This window comes from Paraburkholderia bryophila (assembly GCF_003269035.1).
Lineage (GTDB): Bacteria > Pseudomonadota > Gammaproteobacteria > Burkholderiales > Burkholderiaceae > Paraburkholderia > Paraburkholderia bryophila.
The window spans coordinates 137,818-153,998 of record NZ_QLTK01000004.1 but is presented as its reverse complement, the minus strand read 5'-3'; the positions used below and the strand labels follow the sequence as shown (position 1 = coordinate 153,998).

Sequence of the window (16,181 nt, the reverse complement as noted above, 5' to 3'; positions counted from 1 at the left end):
CGCTCGCGCGCGAGGCATGCGCGAGTTGCGCGCTGCACCCCTTCACCCTGAATCAACGCACGACCGGATTCAAGCGCCGGCCGTGCGTTTTCGTGCGTCCAGGGGGCGCTGGCTTGCCGCCGGTTTCAAAAATGCGTCGACCCCATGCCGAAGATCCCGATGATGCCGATGATGATCAGATAGAGCGCGACGATGTAGTTCAACAGGCGCGGCATGACGAGAATCAGAATGCCGGCGATCAACGAAACGAGCGGGCCCAGGCTGAGTGTGACGTTCATGAAGACTCCGTAGTGTGAGACGCGTGAGTAATGATTGAATAAGAGATTGAAAAAATGCCCCGTCGGACGGGACACTATTTACCTGTTCAGCTTCGCAAGCAGCAGCCTGCCGGCCGACCGGATTCGCTGCATGATCCGACACAACGCTTCTATACTGCTCCGACAAGAATAACGCTCGACCTATCGCGCGGCAGACCAGAGACACCATTACAACCGATTCACCGAATAACCGATGTCCAGGAGGTCTCAATGCTTCGTCGTCACCGGGCCGCTCAGCGTGCCGTCGCGGATTCTCATCTTCATGCCGCTGCGCCACATGCGGCTCAAGCCACTTCATGGCGCGCGGGGCGGCCTGCTCCGTCGCGCTCCGCCCGCTCGATAATAAAAGGTTTCGCGCTCATGGTCTCGATTGTTGCAACGCACGCGTTTGCGCAAGATTCCGGCCCGGTCGCGGCCGATGGTGTTTACGACATGCTGGTCGGTACTTACACCGGCGGCACGAGCCAGGGGGTGTACGTCTATCGCTTCGACACGAAGACGGGCGAGGCAACGCGCGTCTCGGTCGCGCAAACGGTCAACCCCTCGTATCTGGTGGTGAGCCGCGACCGCCGCTTCGTCTACGCAGTCAACGAATTGCCCGGCGACAACGGTCCGGCTTCGCAGCGCGGCGGCATCAGCGCGTTCCGTTTCGACGCCGCGAGCGGCCAGCTGAGCTTCCTCAACAAGGTTTCCTCGGACGGCAACGATCCGTGCTATCTGAGCCTGTCGCCGGACGGCAAATATCTGCTGACGGCGAACTACTCGGTCGCGGCCGACCCGGGCGGCAGCTTCGCGGTGTTCCCGTTGCAGGACGACGGCCAGGTCGGCGCCTCGGTGCTGACCGTGCATCATGAAGGCGGCGGTCCGGTGAAGGGCCGTCAGGACAATTCGCACGTGCATTCCACGGTGTTCTCGCCGGACGGACACTATCTGTTCGCGCAGGATCTCGGCGCCGACAAGCTGTACGCGTACCGTTACACGCCGGACGGCAGCCGCGGCCTGTTCGGCCCGACCGACTGGCGCTATACGCAGGAGAAGGCGGGCACCGGGCCGCGCCATCTGGTGTTCGGCGCCAACGGCAAGCAGGCGTATCTGACGAGCGAACTGGCGGGCACGGTCAGCACCTTCAATTACGACGACGGCAAGCTCACGCAGGTGCAAACCCTTTCGCTGACCGAGCCGGGCTTCAAGGGCGCGGTGGGCGGCTCGGCGATCCATCTGTCGCCGGATGGGCGCTTTCTGTACGCGTCCAATCGCGGCGACGCGAACGACATCGTGATCTTCTCGGTCGATCCGACCAATGGGCATCTGAAGAAGATCGGTCATCAGTCGAGCCTGGGCAAATCGCCGCGCGAGTTCGCGATCGATCCGACCGGCAACTGGCTGATCGTCGGTAATCAGAATAGCGGCACGGTGTATGTGTTCAAACGCGATCAGCAGAGCGGTTGGCTCGAAGCGAACCCGAAGCGGATCGAGATCGATTCGCCGGTGGATTTCAAGCTGGTGTCGCCGTCGTGATGGCGCGTTCGGCGTGTGAGTCGGCGTGTGGGTTAAAGACACGCGCTGAATGAAAAACGGGCCGCTCAAGATTGAATTGAGCGGCCCGTTTTGCTTGCGCGTTGGCTTGCGCCGACGATCGACGATCGGTCGTTTCGTTACTCCGCCGGTCCTGGCGCGAGCACTTCGCGGCTGCCGTTGATGCCCATGGCCGACACGAGTCCGGCGGTTTCCATCTGTTCGACCAGACGCGCCGCACGGTTATAGCCGATGCGCAATTGCCGCTGCACCGACGAGATCGACGCGCGCCGCGTGCGCACCACGAACGAGACGGCTTCGTCGTAGAGCGGATCGGCTTCCGCGTCGGGCGATTCGCCGAACAGGTCCTGGGCCGCGCCGCCGTCGGTGGCCGGGCCGTCGAGAATGCCTTCCTCGTATTGCGGTTCGCCGAACTGCTTCAGATACTCGACGATCCGATGCACTTCTTCATCCGCGACGAACGCGCCGTGCACGCGCTGCGGGTAGCCGGTGCCAGGCGGCAGGAACAGCATGTCGCCCTGACCGAGCAGCGACTCCGCGCCCATCTGGTCGAGGATCGTGCGCGAGTCGATTTTCGACGATACCTGGAACGCCACGCGGGTCGGAATGTTGGCCTTGATGAGGCCGGTGATCACGTCGACGGAAGGCCGCTGCGTCGCGAGAATCAGGTGGATGCCGGCGGCGCGCGCTTTTTGCGCGAGGCGTGCAATCAGCTCTTCGATCTTCTTGCCGGCCACCATCATCAGGTCCGCCAATTCGTCGATCACCACGACGATCAGCGGCAGCGGCGCGAGCGGCTCGGGCGCTTCCGGCGTCAGCGAAAACGGGTTGCCGAGCTTCTTGCCCCTGGCTTCGGCGTCACGGATCTTCTGGTTGAAACCGGGCAGATTGCGTACGCCGACCGCGGACATCAAGCGGTAGCGTTTTTCCATTTCGCCGACACACCAGTTCAGCGCGTTGGCCGCCAGCTTCATATCCGTGACGACCGGCGCGAGCAGATGCGGAATGCCTTCGTAGACCGACAATTCCAGCATCTTCGGGTCGATCATGATGAGGCGCACTTCTTCGGGCGTGGCCTTGTAGAGCAGCGAGCAGATCATCGCGTTGATCGCCACCGACTTGCCCGAACCGGTGGTGCCCGCGACCAGCATGTGCGGCGCCTTCGCCAGATCGGCGACCACCGGATGGCCGGTGATGTCCTTGCCCATCGCGAGTGTCAGTTGCGAATGCGAGTTCTGATAGACGCTCGCTTCGAGGATTTCGGACAGACGGATGGTTTGCCGTTTCGCGTTCGGCAGTTCCAGGCCCATGCAGGTCTTGCCGGGAATCGTTTCGACCACGCGGATCGACGTGAGGCCGAGGCCGCGCGACAGATCCTTCATCAGGCCGACGATCTGGCTGCCGCGCACGCCGAGCGCCGGCTCGACTTCGAAACGCGTGATGACCGGACCGGCCGATGCGCCGACCACGGTGACCGGCACCTTGAACTCCTGCAGACGCTGTTCGATCAGCAGGCCGGTTTCGATCAGCTTTTCTTCGGAAACCGGTTCGATGTCGATGTCGGCGGGCGCGAGCAGGTCGAGGGTTGGGAGTTCGACCCTCGACGCAGCGGGGGCGCGGAATTCGAAACCGTTGGCGGGGCCGTGGCCGCGGACGGGGGGACGCTGGGGGGCGGGGGGCGTGGGTTCGGGGTGGGTGATCGGGTCGATGGAGTCAGGTGAGTCGATGGACTCTACGGACCCAATGGACTCAACGGACCCAATGGACCCAATGGACCCAGCGGACTCAACGGACTCGACGGACTCGACGGACTCGGACTCAATGGGTCCGATGGGTCCGGTCGATCCGGCGGGCAAGCCTGACGGCGAAACCATTCCGGCCTGAGCCGCGAACGGGAAGCGAACCACGTTCGATGCCGGCGCCGGAACATTCGTTACCTGCACGGCGGCGACTACGTCCGCTGCGCCATGAGCCGTTGACGGTTCCGTTGCTCGCGATTCGCCGGATAGGGCAGGGGAGTCCGCCGGTTCCGCCGCGCTTGGCGCCGCGTCGCCACTCGGGCTCTCGACACGCGGCGACGGCGCAACCTGATGCGGTGGCACCGAGGCTTCCGGCACGGCGCTGCCGCGCACAGGCGACTCGTTTGCCGACCGCGCCGCGTGCGACGACGCGGCAGTATCGGCGATGGTTTCCCATGGCGCGAGCGGCTTCGGAATGACGACCTCGGCAACCGGCACGGGCGCGGTGGATAGCGGCTGAGCGATTGGCGCGGTGTCTGTCGGTTGCATTGCTGCCGCACTACCGGCCGACGCCGTGGTGTCGGATGTCGCTACGTGTGCCCGCTCGGCGAACTGGCCGACAGGTTGCGCGTCGTCGATGTCGGCGTTCGTCAGGTGTTCGGTTTGAGCAGCGGACGGCGTTGCGTCGTCTTCCGTGTCTTCCGTGTCTTCTGCGTATTCCGCGTTGCCTGACAGAGACTCGTTGTCGGAGGTCGTGCTCTGCTCCAGACGGGCCGCGAAGATCTGGAACGGCGTGGGTGTGGCGACCGGCGCGGCAGGTACAACTGGCGCGAGTGCCGGCGCGGCTGTCAACGGCGGGTGAATGACCGGCGGTTCGATCGGCCATTGCACGACGGGATTGTCGTTGGCGTCAGTGTCGGCGTTCGCTTTGGTGTTAGCGTCGACGTCATCAGCGTCAGGGTCGACGTGGGCGTGGTCGTCGGCTTCAGTGTCGGCTTGAGCACCAACGTGAGCGTAAGTGCCAACGTCGGCTTGAGCGTCAACGGGAGCGTGCGGGGCAAGGTCAGCGGCAACGTCGGCGTGAGCGGCGACACCGTCCTCGGCACGAACGCCAACGTCGGCGGCAGCGGCTGCTGCGTCGAGCGACGTATCGAATGCAGTGTGCGCGTGCCGCGCGTCAAGCGATATCGCGGCCGCTGCGTCAGTCTGCTCCGTTTCAATCGCGGATTGCGCCGGACGATCATGCTCAGCTCGAGTCGAGGCCGAGGCCACCGCATTCGCCGGGCCTGTACCGAGCTTTGCGCTTTCCGCGCCGCTCGTGCGTGCGAGACTCACGCCGGCAATGTCGGTCCAACGAGCGGTGTTTTCCGCGATGCTGCGCAGCGTCTCTTCGACGCTCGCGGGCGGTGCGACTTTTTGCGCGGCCGGCATGGGCCGCGTGTAGCCGGACGCGATCGGGCGACGTGTACTTGCCGTCGATGCCGCCATGTCGACGCGCGACGCGACCTGGGACGGTTGACGCTGCACGGTAGTGCGATCGATCGGCCCCGCCGTGCCCGCTGAACTCTGGCCCGTCGACGGACGACCCGGTTGGATTGCGGTGTTTCTTACGGCACCCGCAGCCGTGTTGGCGGTTGAATTCGTCGAAGCTGGACCAGCCGTGCGCGGCGCGGCGTGCGTCGCAGCCGCGCTCATTGCGTGCGTCGCTTGTGCGGCGCCGGCTTGAACCGCGGTGGACCTTGCGGCGCTCGCCACACCTGGCGCGCTGGCCAAACCACCCGCATTCGCAGCACTCGCAATACCAGCCAAACCGGCTGCACTAGCCGCAGCGCCAGTCGTTGCACCGACCGTTACACCAGCCGCAGCACCAGCCGTTGCACCAAGCGCCGACCCCGCCGACCTTTGCTCACGCAACCATCCGGCCGGCGCAACCGGCTCAGCGGGCATCCACCCAGCTCTATCCGCGGTCGACTTCGGCGAGGGCATCTGCGCTTGCCGCGTCGGCGTTGCAACACCCGTGCGCAGCACCGGCTCGGCCGGCTGCGCCGGGCGGGCACGCGACGGCGTCGCACCAGCACGCCAACTCGCGCCCGCATTCCGCGCAGCCGCATCTTTAGCCGCCGCAGCAGCACTAGCCGCACCCGCCGCACCCGCCGCACCCGCCGCACCCACGTCCCCGCCACGCCCACGCGCCGGCGGCCGCCATACCGTCGGCCGCGCATAGCGCCCATTGGCCTTGGGGGCCATCGTGTTCGTCGTCGGCGACACATGCGACGGCATACCATCGTCGACGCTGCGATGCCGGCGCGCTTCTTCGTCGCGTTTAGCCAGCCCGCGCGACAAGCCCAACCCGAACGCGCCGTCGGCCCACACCGCGACATCGCGCCAACGGAAATCGATCAGCCAGGGCAGGCTGATGCCGAGCAGCGCCAGCGCCGCGAGCGGCGTGCCGATATGCCCGAGCAGATGGCCGAAACCCGCGGCCAGTGCACGGCCGAAACCGTTCACGCCGATCACGTCGATGAGCGACGCCTCCAGCGTGCAACTCGCCACCATCACGCAGACGAAGCCGAGCCACAGCCGGATCGTGCCCGGACCGCGCAAACCCGCGCCGCCCGGCAGCACCGACTTCACGAGACGCCACAAAAGAGGAATGAACCAGACGGCCGACCCGCCGAACCAGCCGAAAACTACCGTGTGCATGCTAGACATCAACGAATGACGGACGCGTGAGAACGCAATCCGTCGAGTTTAAACCGGCGAAGCCAGCGGCTTCGAAAGCAGACGCGAGCGCGCTCGCGTCGAAAAGGAAAACGGTGCGTTGCCGCGCGCCGGTCATTTAGCGCTGCGGTCGAACGTCAGCGTATCGCCGTTATCGAGCACCAGTTGCATCTGCTGCGGCGCGCGCATCTGCACGCCGGTACGGTCGATATGCGTCAGCGCGTTCAGATACGCGCCTTCGATCTGGCCACCCGGCGTCATGCATGCCATGCGCGTGCCGCCCAACGTGCCGAAGCTTAGCTTGCCGTCTTTCAGACCATACGAACCCATGTAGCGGTTGCAACCGGAATAGCCGCTCGCATGCCGCTGGCCTTTGTCGGTGGAGAGCGTGAGCGTGATCGGCGCGCCCTGATCGGCGGACGGAATCGCGCGCGCGGTGCCGTCGGCCTGCTTCCAGCCGCTCAACACCCAGCTCGTGTCGTCGAGCAACTGCGTGGCGGCGGGATTGAAGGGATCGGGCGCGGCGGCTTCCGAATCGGGATGTTTCGGGATCGCGCAGGCGCTCAACAGCGCGGCGACGCCCAGCCCGGCCAAAACCGTGCGCGCATGAGGCGCAAAACGCGAAATGGAACGCGTAGCCGAATACGAGATGAAATGCGAGGTAAAGCGCGCAATACGTCGCGCGGAGGAGCTTTGGAGCATGGCGTCGTTCCTCTTCAAACTGGCGAAGGCGTAAGGGTAACGCACTAAGCTCGCCGCACGCGAGCGCAACGGCGTGCAAAGCGCTTAATCGGGCCGCAGGCGGGCCGGTTCGCGGCGCGCCTGCGCGCCCCGCGCGCGGATCAAATGCAGCCGCCGCGAGCAAGGCGCGGCGAGGGGCCAGCATGTTAACATCGTGTTCTATCCAATCCCACCCTCATCCGACTTTTATCTGGAGACCCCATGCAGATCGGCCAACGGATCGGCACGCCCCTTTCTGAATCCGCCACGCGCGTCATGCTGCTCGGCGCCGGCGAACTCGGCAAGGAAGTGATCATCGCGCTGCAACGGCTGGGCGTCGAAGTGATCGCCGTCGACCGTTACCCGAACGCGCCGGGTCACCAGGTCGCGCATCGCGCCCACGTGATCGACATGACCGACCGCGCCGCGCTGCGCGCGCTGGTCGAACAGGAACGTCCGCATCTGATTGTCCCCGAGATCGAAGCAATCGCCACCGACGCGCTCGCCGCGATCGAAACCGACGGTCTCGCCGAAGTGATCCCGACCGCGCGCGCCACGCAACTCACCATGAACCGCGAAGGCATCCGCCGTCTGGCCGCGGAAGAACTCGGCCTGCCGACCTCGCCGTACGCGTTCGCGGATTCGCTCGACGAACTGCGTGCCGGGATCGCCAAGGTCGGCTATCCGTGCGTGGTGAAGCCGGTCATGTCGTCGTCGGGCAAGGGCCAGTCGGTGCTGAAAAGCGACGCTGACGTCGAACCCGCGTGGCACTACGCCATGGCCGGCGGCCGCGTGAATCACGGCCGCGTGATCGTCGAGGGTTTTATCGACTTCGACTACGAAATCACCCAGTTGACGGTGCGCGCAATCGACCCGTCGAGCGGCGCGGTCGGCACGTATTTCTGCGACCCGATCGGCCACGTGCAGGTGGCGGGCGACTACGTCGAATCGTGGCAGCCGCAGCCCATGAGTCCGCTCGCGCTCCAACGTTCGCGTGAAGTCGCGGAGAAGGTGACCACGGCGCTCGGCGGCCGCGGCCTGTTCGGCGTCGAGCTGTTCGTGCGCGGCGACGAGGTGTGGTTCTCGGAAGTCAGCCCGCGTCCGCATGACACGGGTCTGGTCACGCTGTGCTCGCAGCGCTTCTCGGAGTTCGAACTGCACGCGCGCGCGATCCTCGGTTTGCCGGTGGATACGTCGTTGCGGGCGCCGGGCGCATCGGCGGTGATTTACGGCGGTCTGGACGAAACCGGCATCGCGTTCGAAGGCGTGGCGGCGGCGCTGGCCGTGCCCAATGCGGATCTGCGGCTGTTCGGCAAGCCCGAGAGTTTCCTCAAGCGTCGCATGGGCGTGGCGCTCGCCACCGGCGAGAACCTCGACGAAGCCCGTGCGCGTGCGAAGCAGGCCGCGGCGGCGGTGCGGCCGGTGTCCACGAAGTCGAAGTGAGGTTGAGGCGACGTTGAAGCGACGTTGAGGCGATGTCGAAGTGACGTTGGAGCGATGTCGAAACAAGGCTACGCGAAACAGGGCGAACGAATGCACGGCGGCGCGTGTCTATGTGCCATACAGTCCGCCGTGTGCGCGGTGCCGCGCGCGGCGTCCGAATCGTCGTAGCAGGTAAGCAAGTGTAAGAGGTAGGCATGATGCAGGGATTGCGCAGCAGTCAGTCGGGCAGTCACTTCGAGTTTGAGTCCAAGGTCGGGTCCGAGGCGGGCGTCGACTCCGCGTCCAGCGCTGGAAAACGGCGCGGCATGACCGCGCGGTTGGGCGCGTTGAGCGTGGTGCTTGCGTTGAGCGCTGGGCTGGCAGGTTGCGGTCTCGCGGCCGCGCCGTGCCGGGTCGCCTCGGCAGGGCTGAAGATCGTGCCGCTGGTCGGCCACGTGGCCGCCGCGCCGACCGACGCGTGCGCCAATGTGATCGATCCATAAGTACAGCGTCGGCGATTTCGATGCGCGGCATGCGGCCGCGCTGCGTGGTGGCGTCGGGTGTGCGGTCGGCGGCGTGCCTTGCATCCGCGGCAAGGGGCAACTAACGAGGCTTCCTATGAAGAAATGGCTTGTTGCAGTCACCACGGCGGCGGGTCTCACGGCGCTTTATGGCAATGCGTGCGCCGAACCGTTACGCCTCGCCGAGATTCAACCCAAAAACCGTCAGACGCACAAATACACCTGTGCGACCGGCAAGATTCTGCAAGTCACTTACTGGAACGCGGCTAACGGTCAGAGTTTCGCGCTCGTGCCCGTGAAGGGGCAGCAACTGCTGTTCGTCAACACGCTGTCGGCGTCCGGTGCCAAATACCAGGCCGGCAGCTATACGTGGTGGACCAAGGGGCCGCGCGCCGACCTGTACGACGCGACAGACGGCGAGAATGCACCGCCCATGCTCTCCGATTGCGTCACCATCAATCGCTGAACGCGATGCGGCGGCTTTGTACTGCTATGCCGCTTGTCTTGATTGCATTGCGTGCGCTGCCTGCTTCGGTCACGTCGTCTGCTTTGCCCAAGTTACGTGCGGGACCCGCTTCGGCCGCATCACCCGCATCACCCGCCTTCTTCCCAGCGGCATTGCCCGCGCGCACACATCCTTTCCGTTCGAGTAGTAAGCTGTCCGGCGTGGCATGCAACGAGCCGTTCCGCCATGCCGCGCGTTGTTCGCGCGGCTGCCGTCGTCTTCGATCGTCCGTATTGTCCGTATTGTCCGTTCCCGGACCCTGACGGCCGGGCTCAGGCCCGCGTCCGTTTCATCAAGCGAGACCCTCCATGAAAGCATCGGACCTGTTCGTCAAATCGCTGGAAGCCGAAGGTGTCGAGTACGTGTTCGGCATTCCCGGCGAAGAAAATCTCGATCTGCTCGAATCGCTGCGCCGCTCGAAAATCCGTCTGATCCTCACGCGTCACGAACAGGCGGCCGGTTTCATGGCCGCCACCTACGGGCGTCTCACCGGCCGCCTCGGCGTTTGCCTGGCCACGCTCGGCCCGGGCGCCACTAACTTCGTGACCGCCGCTGCGTACGCGCAGCTCGGCGGCATGCCGATGCTGATGGTCACCGGCCAGAAGCCCATCAAGTCGAGCAAGCAGGGCCATTTCCAGATCGTCGACGTGGTGCGGATGATGGAACCGCTCACGAAGTACACGCGGCAGATCGTCTCGATCGGCAATATTCCGGCGGCGGTGCGCGAGGCGGTGCGGCAGGCCGAAGAAGAGCGGCCCGGCGCCACCCACCTCGAATTGCCGGAAGACGTCGCGCATGAAGAGGGCGACGGCAAGCCGATCCCGAAGAGCTTCAGCCGCCGTCCGGTGGCCGAGGAAAAAGCGGTGGCGCGCGCAGTCGAGGCGATCAGGCGCGCGAAGCATCCGCTGCTGATGATCGGCGCAGGGGGCAATCGCAAGACCACCACCAAAATGCTGCGCGAGTTCGTCGACCAGATCGGCATTCCGTTCTTCACGACGCAGATGGGCAAGGGCGTGATCGACGAATCGCATCCCATGTGGCTAGGCAACGCGACCTTGTCCGACGGCGATTTCGTGCACCGCGCGATCGATCACGCCGACTGCATCATCAACGTCGGTCACGATGTGATCGAGAAGCCGCCGTTTTTCATGCGCAGCGGCGAAGCGGGCGAGAAGACGGTGATTCACGTCAACTTTCTCGGCGCGGAAGTGGATACGGTGTATTTCCCGCAGATCGAAGTGGTGGGCGATATCGCCAATGCCGTGTGGCAACTCAAGGAAAGTCTGAAGGAACCCCAGGAGCATTGGGACTTCGCCCGCTTCAAGGAGATCAAACAGCACTTCGAGGCGCATCTGGTCAAAGGCCAGCACGACGACCGTTTTCCGATGTACCCGGTGCGAATCGTCAACGACGTGTACGAGACCACGCCGGTGGACGGCATCGTGTGTCTGGACAACGGCATGTACAAAATCTGGTTCGCCCGCTATTACCGCGCGCACGAACCGAATTCGCTGCTGCTCGACAACGCGCTGGCCTCGATGGGCGCGGGCTTGCCGTCCGCGATCGCCACCAAGATCGTGCACCCGGACCGCAAGGTCATGGCCGTGTGCGGCGACGGCGGCTTCATGATGAACTCGCAGGAACTGGAAACGGCGGTGCGTCTGAAGCTCGATCTGGTGGTCCTGATTCTGCGCGACGACGCGTTCGGCATGATCCGCTGGAAGCAGGAAAACATGAATTTCCCGGACTACGGCATGACGCTTGCGAACCCGGATTTCGTTGCCTACGCGCAGAGTTACGGCGCAAAGGGGCATCGGATCGAATCGGCGGCGGAATTCGCGCCATTGCTGCGCGAATGCTTCGTCACGCCGGGTGTGCATGTGATCGATCTGCTGATCGACTATTCGGATAACGAGCGCGTATTGAACCGCGAGATCAAGCGGTTGAGCGCGCAACTTTAAGCACGGTGAGCGCGGTCAGCACCGTCATGCACCGGAACAAGGAGAGCGCGTCATGTTGAACAAGACTTACCCGTATTACCTCGCCAACGAAGCCGTGGCAGCCAACACCGATCTCGACGTCACCGACAAATTCAGCGGCGAAGTGGCCACCCGTGTGGCCATGGCCGACGCCGCCGCGATCGACCAGGCGATCGGCCACGCGGTCGCGGCGATGCCGGCCATGCGCGTGTTTCCGCCGTTCAAGCGCCAGGCGGTGCTCGAACATTGCGTGAAACGCTTTCGCGAACGTTACGACGAACTGGCGCTGGCGCTGTGTATCGAGGCCGGCAAGCCGATCAACGACTCGCGGGGCGAGGTTACGCGGCTGATCGATACGTTCAAGGTGGCCGCGGAAGAATCGGTGCGGATCGACGGCGAGATCATCAATCTGGAGATTTCGCCGCGCGCCAAGGGTTATCACGGCTATGTGAAGCGCGTGCCGATCGGGCCGTGTTCGTTCATTTCGCCGTTCAATTTCCCGCTGAATCTGACGGCGCACAAAGTCGCGCCGGCGATCGCGGCGGGCGTGCCGTTCGTGCTGAAGCCGGCGAGCCGCACGCCGGTCGGCGCGCTGATCATGGGCGAGATTCTGGCGGAAACCGATCTGCCGAAGGGCGCGTTTTCGATTCTGCCGGCGCACCGCGACGGCGCGGATCTGTTTACCACCGACGAACGTTTCAAGCTGCTGTCCTTCACCGGCTCGCCGGCGGTGGGTTGGGAACTGAAGAAGAAGGCCGGCAAGAAGAAGGTGATTCTGGAGCTGGGCGGCAATGCGGCCGCGATCGTCGACGGCGATCAGGGCGGCAAGCTCGACTACGTGGTGGACCGGTTGGCGTTCGGCGCGTTTTATCAGTCGGGGCAGAGCTGTATCGGCGTGCAGCGGATTCTGGTGCATACGAGCCTCTACGACGCGCTGCGCGAGAAGCTGATCGCGAAGACGAAGTCGCTGATCATGGGCGATCCGAAGGACGAAAAGACCTTCGTGGGGCCGATGATCTCCGAATCGGAGTCCAAACGCCTCGCCGGCTGGATGGACAGCGCGGTGCAGGCGGGCGCGAAGATCGTCGCCGGCGGCAAGGTGGAGGGCGCGATGTTCGAGGCCACGCTGCTCGAAGGCGTGAAGCGCGAGAGCGACCTGTATCGCAAGGAAGCGTTTGGGCCGGTGGCGATTCTCGAGCGTTTCGACGACTTCGGCGCGGCGCTCGCCACCGTCAACGACAGTGACTTCGGTCTACAGGCCGGCATTTTCACGGATTCGCTCGCGAATGCGCATCGCGCGTGGGACGAGCTCGACGTGGGCGGCGTGGTGATCAACGACGTGCCGTCGTTCCGGGTCGACAACATGCCGTACGGCGGCGTGAAGGATTCCGGGCTGGGGCGTGAAGGCGTGCGCTACGCGATCGAGGACATGACCGAATTGCGCCTGATGGTGATGCGTGAGACGTGGTAGGCGGGGGTAAGCGCGAGTAAACGGCGGTCAGCCCTCGCTGAGCGCGGGCTGTCACGCAACTGTCGTCTGCGCGCACTACGCTCGCCTGCGAGGCGAGGCGAGGCGAGGCGAGGCGGTGCTGTTTTGCCGGCGGTTGCGGCGGTTGGGCTGGCTTGGCCGGCATGCGCGCCGCGTTGCCAGTCTCCGGACAGCGAGCGGCCGCGCGGCTTTCGCCGGCGTAAGCAGAAAGCCGGCGGATGCGCCATGAGTGTTTTTGCTGAAGTGCTACAATACCGGCCTTTCCGGCGGGTGTTTCCGCCGGCCGGAGCCGGCCGCATTTTTCCTGCAGTACCAACGGGTCCCGTGCGGAACGCCGTGGCTCCGCCTTCATCACGATGCCCTCTGCGGTTCCGACCGCTGCCGCGCGCACGCGCCAAGCGCATTTATTAGCGAAAGCCACCATGTCCGACACAGCCGTCACGCCCAGCACTGCGACTTTTGATCAATTCGGTCTCGCGCCCGATATCCTGAAAGCCGTCAAAGAGTCGGGCTACACCACGCCTACGCCGATTCAGGAGCAGGCGATTCCCGTCGTGCTGGCGGGCCGCGACATGATGGGCGCCGCGCAAACCGGCACCGGCAAGACCGCGAGCTTTTCGCTGCCGATCATCCAGCGGCTGCTGCCCCAGGCGAGCACGAGCGCTTCGCCGGCCCGCCATCCGGTGCGTGCGCTGATTCTCACGCCGACCCGCGAACTGGCCGACCAGGTCGCCGCGAACGTGCAGTCGTACGCGAAGCACACGGCGCTGCGCAGCACGGTGGTGTTCGGCGGTGTCGATATGAACCCGCAGTCCGAAGCGTTGCGCCGCGGCGTCGAAATTCTGATCGCCACGCCGGGCCGTCTGCTCGACCACGTGCAACAGAAAACCGCCAATCTCGGCCAGGTGCAGATTCTGGTGCTCGACGAAGCCGACCGCATGCTCGACATGGGTTTCCTGCCGGATTTGCAGCGCATTCTGAATTTGCTGCCGAAAGAACGTCAAACCCTGCTGTTCTCGGCAACCTTCTCGGGCGAAATCAAGAAGCTGGCCGCGACGTATCTGCGCAACCCGCAGACGATCGAAGTCGCGCGCAGCAATTCCACCGCGACCAACGTGACGCAAATCGTCTACGAAGTCGCGGAAGGCGATAAGACCGGCGCGGTCGTGCAGCTGATTCGCGAACGCGGCCTCAAGCAGGTGATTGTGTTCTGCAACAGCAAGATCGGCGCAAGCCGCCTTGCGCGTAGCCTCGAACGCGACGGCGTGGTCGCGACCGCGATTCACGGCGACCGCACGCAGAACGAGCGGATGCAGGCACTCGAGGCGTTCAAGCGCGGCGAGATCGAAGCGCTGGTGGCGACCGACGTCGCCGCGCGCGGCCTGGATATCGCCGAATTGCCGGCGGTGATCAACTTCGATCTGCCGTTCAACGCGGAAGACTATGTGCACCGCATCGGTCGTACCGGCCGCGCGGGTGCGTCGGGCGACGCGTTGTCGCTGTGCAGCCCGAACGAGCGCAAGCAGCTCGCCGACATCGAGAAGCTGATCAAGCGTCCGCTGGACGTGCAGCATCTGACAGTGAATACGCCCGTGCGTCATCACCATGACGAGCGCGCGCCGCGCCGTGAGCGCAGCGAAAGCCGCGGTGAGGGTCGCGAAGGCCGTGATGAGCGTGGTGCTCGCCGGCGTTCGGGTCCGGCGTCGTCGGGTTCGTTCGATCGGCCGCATCATCATCGCGCGCAGCCGGTGGACGATTTCTTCCTCAAGCCGTATGAGCCGTCGGCGGCTTCGGTTCGCAAGGTTGAAGAGGCTGCCGCCTCTTCCGCCGCGCCGCAGAAGTCCGGTTCCAAGCAGCCTTTGGCGGCATTGCTGGGTGGGTTTGGGATGCCGCGGAAGTCGACTTCGTCGACCTGAGCGCGCGCAGTGGCAGGTTGTGGTTTTGCAGGTTGATCGGCGCTGCGCCCTATGCCCCGAGCGGGGTGGCAGCCGATAGTTTTAGGCTTGACAGGTTGTTCCTCGCGGCGGTTTTTCTACAAAACTGCCCTTTGTTTTAGCTTCGCGTTTTTCTTCGGCTTTTCTTCGGTTTTTCGTCGCTTTCGGCTTCATTTGACGCCGCTCGGGTTCAGTTCGACCGGGCTCGCGGGACACACGCGAGGCAAAACCTCCCGCTCGCATTCACTCGCTGATTCCCATTCGACTGGCCCACGCTGCCGCGGCGGCTGCGTAGAAGCCTTCCAGCGTTTCCGCCGGTGTTGAGCCGATCGTCGTCAGGTCGAGACCGAGATGCCGCGCCGCGGCGTTCAGCGCGTCGAGCGGATGGTCGCCATCGAGCGCGGTCGCGCCATTCTGCTTGCTGAGCTTTTCGCCGCGCTCGTTCGTGACGACGGGCACATGGCAGTAGTGCGGCGTCGGCGCGCCAAGACAGTGCTGCAGATAAATCTGACGCGCCGTCGAATCCATCAGGTCCGCGCCGCGCACGATATGCGTGATGTCGTCGTCCGCATCGTCGATCACCACGGCCAGTTGATACGCCCATTGGTCGTCCGCGCGCCGCAGCACGAAATCGCCGACTTCGGTAGCGAGGTTTTGCGTCTGCGGACCTTGCCAGCGGTCGAGGAAGGCGATGACGGCCGCGTCGCCGTCGGGCACGCGCAGGCGCCACGCGCGCGCCGGCTTGCCATGCAGGCCGGCGCGGCAAGTGCCGGGATACGCAAGGGTCGTGTTGCGCGCACGCACGTGCAGCAGCGAGTCGGCGATCTCCTTGCGCGTGCAGCCGCACGGATAGATCAGACCGGTGGACTTCAACTGCTCCAGCGCCTGCTGGTAGCGCGGCATGCGGCGGCTTTGCCAGACCGGCGGTTCGTCCGGGATCATGCCGAAACGTTCGAGCGTCGAGAGGATACTTTCGGCGGCGCCCGGTACGGTACGCGGACCGTCGATGTCTTCGATACGGACCAGCCACGCGCCGCGATGCGCGCGTGCGTCGAGCCAACTGGCGAGCGCGCTGACGAGGGAGCCGAAATGCAACGGCCCGGTAGGCGATGGCGCGAAGCGCCCGCGATAGGTCATGGCTGGGGGAGCGCGCAGGTTGTTACGGGTGCCACGGACGCGGTGGTAGCGCCAGTGGCCGCTTCAAACGCACCGCCTGCGCCGCAAACGAACCTGCCGATAGCGCCGTAAGGCAACCTGCCGCATGCACCCCGAACGAACGCACCGCCTACGCCGCAAAA

The 16,181-nt window shown here is 64.8% G+C and carries 12 protein-coding genes and 1 pseudogene; 7 read left to right on the top strand and 6 right to left on the bottom strand.

What is annotated here, in order from left to right; genetic code table 11:
- Positions 1-125 precede the first annotated feature (125 nt).
- The gene (locus BX591_RS09390; protein ID WP_081935917.1) at positions 126-278 is read right to left on the bottom strand and encodes a DUF3096 domain-containing protein; all 153 of its coding nucleotides are present in this window, start codon (positions 276-278) and stop codon (positions 126-128) included.
- A gap of 399 nt (positions 279-677) precedes the next feature.
- On the opposite strand from BX591_RS09390, the gene BX591_RS09385 reads away from it, so the two are divergent.
- On the top strand, positions 678-1,835 hold the full coding sequence (locus tag BX591_RS09385; protein ID WP_420849357.1) for a lactonase family protein: 1,158 nt from the start codon (positions 678-680) through the stop codon (positions 1,833-1,835).
- Between the two features lie 137 nt (positions 1,836-1,972).
- On the opposite strand, the gene BX591_RS37410 is transcribed toward BX591_RS09385, so the two are convergent.
- The 3 genes and pseudogenes from BX591_RS37410 to BX591_RS09375 form a co-directional block, all read right to left on the bottom strand.
- Positions 1,973-2,197, bottom strand: a complete 225-nt coding sequence (locus BX591_RS37410) for a DNA translocase FtsK (protein ID WP_476739453.1) — start codon at positions 2,195-2,197, stop codon at positions 1,973-1,975.
- Positions 2,198-2,235: 38 nt separating this feature from the next.
- A pseudogene (locus BX591_RS37130) lies at positions 2,236-6,295 on the bottom strand (FtsK/SpoIIIE family DNA translocase); the annotation flags it as partial.
- Between the two features lie 132 nt (positions 6,296-6,427).
- Positions 6,428-7,015 carry an META domain-containing protein gene (locus BX591_RS09375; RefSeq protein ID WP_176343049.1) on the bottom strand — a complete coding sequence of 196 codons (588 nt, stop codon included), beginning with the start codon at positions 7,013-7,015 and terminating at the stop codon, positions 6,428-6,430.
- Between the two features lie 240 nt (positions 7,016-7,255).
- Between BX591_RS09375 and purT the strand changes: the two genes are divergently transcribed.
- The 3 genes from purT (at position 7,256) to BX591_RS09360 (ending at position 9,442) form a co-directional block, all read left to right on the top strand.
- On the top strand, positions 7,256-8,476 hold the full coding sequence (purT, locus tag BX591_RS09370) for a formate-dependent phosphoribosylglycinamide formyltransferase (RefSeq protein WP_111930530.1): 1,221 nt from the start codon (positions 7,256-7,258) through the stop codon (positions 8,474-8,476).
- Positions 8,477-8,781: 305 nt separating this feature from the next.
- Positions 8,782-8,958: a DUF6726 family protein gene (locus BX591_RS37230; protein ID WP_338068888.1), complete on the top strand. Its 177-nt coding sequence runs from the start codon at positions 8,782-8,784 to the stop codon at positions 8,956-8,958.
- A 115-nt stretch (positions 8,959-9,073) separates the two neighbouring features.
- Positions 9,074-9,442 carry an MliC family protein gene (locus tag BX591_RS09360; RefSeq protein WP_111930526.1) on the top strand — a complete coding sequence of 123 codons (369 nt, stop codon included), beginning with the start codon at positions 9,074-9,076 and terminating at the stop codon, positions 9,440-9,442.
- Here the strand turns inward: BX591_RS09360 and BX591_RS36050 are convergent.
- Positions 9,432-9,653, bottom strand: a complete 222-nt coding sequence (locus BX591_RS36050; protein WP_146749745.1) for a hypothetical protein — start codon at positions 9,651-9,653, stop codon at positions 9,432-9,434. The two genes, BX591_RS09360 and BX591_RS36050, sit on opposite strands and share 11 nt — an antisense overlap.
- 136 nt (positions 9,654-9,789) lie before the next feature.
- Here BX591_RS36050 and BX591_RS09355 point away from each other — a divergent pair, with 136 nt between their 5' ends.
- From BX591_RS09355 to BX591_RS09340, 3 genes are all read left to right on the top strand, one after another.
- Complete coding sequence (locus BX591_RS09355) at positions 9,790-11,442, top strand: acetolactate synthase large subunit (RefSeq protein ID WP_111930524.1); 1,653 nt, start codon at positions 9,790-9,792, stop codon at positions 11,440-11,442.
- 52 nt (positions 11,443-11,494) lie between these two features.
- Positions 11,495-12,931: an aldehyde dehydrogenase family protein gene (locus tag BX591_RS09350; protein ID WP_111930522.1), complete on the top strand. Its 1,437-nt coding sequence runs from the start codon at positions 11,495-11,497 to the stop codon at positions 12,929-12,931.
- A 440-nt stretch (positions 12,932-13,371) separates the two neighbouring features.
- Positions 13,372-14,865, top strand: a complete 1,494-nt coding sequence (locus tag BX591_RS09340) for a DEAD/DEAH box helicase (protein ID WP_111930903.1) — start codon at positions 13,372-13,374, stop codon at positions 14,863-14,865.
- A gap of 261 nt (positions 14,866-15,126) precedes the next feature.
- Here BX591_RS09340 and gluQRS read toward each other — a convergent pair whose 3' ends face one another.
- On the bottom strand, positions 15,127-16,020 hold the full coding sequence (gene gluQRS, locus BX591_RS09335) for a tRNA glutamyl-Q(34) synthetase GluQRS (protein ID WP_111930520.1): 894 nt from the start codon (positions 16,018-16,020) through the stop codon (positions 15,127-15,129).
- Positions 16,021-16,181: the final 161 nt, after the last annotated feature.

What these genes read in the sequence shown, in the direction of transcription:
- BX591_RS09390 (WP_081935917.1), bottom strand. Translation starts at nt 278, where the DNA reads ATGAACGTCACACTCAGCCTGGGCCCGCTCGTTTCGTTGATCGCCGGC.
- BX591_RS09385 (WP_420849357.1), top strand. Translation starts at nt 678, where the DNA reads ATGGTCTCGATTGTTGCAACGCACGCGTTTGCGCAAGATTCCGGCCCG.
- BX591_RS09375 (WP_176343049.1), bottom strand. Translation starts at nt 7,015, where the DNA reads ATGCTCCAAAGCTCCTCCGCGCGACGTATTGCGCGCTTTACCTCGCAT.
- purT (WP_111930530.1), top strand. Translation starts at nt 7,256, where the DNA reads ATGCAGATCGGCCAACGGATCGGCACGCCCCTTTCTGAATCCGCCACG.
- BX591_RS37230 (WP_338068888.1), top strand. Translation starts at nt 8,782, where the DNA reads ATGACCGCGCGGTTGGGCGCGTTGAGCGTGGTGCTTGCGTTGAGCGCT.
- BX591_RS09360 (WP_111930526.1), top strand. Translation starts at nt 9,074, where the DNA reads ATGAAGAAATGGCTTGTTGCAGTCACCACGGCGGCGGGTCTCACGGCG.
- BX591_RS09355 (WP_111930524.1), top strand. Translation starts at nt 9,790, where the DNA reads ATGAAAGCATCGGACCTGTTCGTCAAATCGCTGGAAGCCGAAGGTGTC.
- BX591_RS09350 (WP_111930522.1), top strand. Translation starts at nt 11,495, where the DNA reads ATGTTGAACAAGACTTACCCGTATTACCTCGCCAACGAAGCCGTGGCA.
- BX591_RS09340 (WP_111930903.1), top strand. Translation starts at nt 13,372, where the DNA reads ATGTCCGACACAGCCGTCACGCCCAGCACTGCGACTTTTGATCAATTC.
- gluQRS (WP_111930520.1), bottom strand. Translation starts at nt 16,020, where the DNA reads ATGACCTATCGCGGGCGCTTCGCGCCATCGCCTACCGGGCCGTTGCAT.